The sequence below is a fragment of the Pseudomonas onubensis genome, assembly GCF_965653655.1.
In the GTDB taxonomy this organism is placed as follows: domain Bacteria; phylum Pseudomonadota; class Gammaproteobacteria; order Pseudomonadales; family Pseudomonadaceae; genus Aquipseudomonas.
Genome location: NZ_CBFHAZ010000286.1, coordinates 1 through 442, shown reverse-complemented (window position 1 = coordinate 442; position 442 = coordinate 1). Strand labels below are relative to the sequence as shown.

Genomic DNA, 442 nt, shown 5'->3' with positions numbered 1-442 from the left:
GGCAATGATCACCGGCCCTGTAGCCGCCCGGCTCGGCGAAAGGCGGGCACTCATGCTCGGAATGATTGCCGACGGCACAGGCTACATCCTGCTTGCCTTCGCGACACGGGGATGGATGGCGTTCCCGATCATGGTCCTGCTTGCTTCGGGTGGCATCGGAATGCCGGCGCTGCAAGCAATGTTGTCCAGGCAGGTGGATGAGGAACGTCAGGGGCAGCTGCAAGGCTCACTGGCGGCGCTCACCAGCCTGACCTCGATCGTCGGACCCCTCCTCTTCACGGCGATCTATGCGGCTTCTATAACAACGTGGAACGGGTGGGCATGGATTGCAGGCGCTGCCCTCTACTTGCTCTGCCTGCCGGCGCTGCGTCGCGGGCTTTGGAGAAATTCTTCAAATTCCCGTTGCACATAGCCCGGCAATTCCTTTCCCTGCTCTGCCATA

At 61.3% G+C, this 442-nt stretch carries 1 protein-coding gene; it reads left to right on the top strand.

Annotated elements, in window-relative coordinates; translation table 11 throughout:
- Positions 1 to 412, top strand: a 412-nt coding sequence (locus ACTD9P_RS29985; protein WP_438870475.1) for an MFS transporter, incomplete at its 5' end; no start/stop codon positions are given.
- Positions 413 to 442 lie beyond the last annotated feature (30 nt).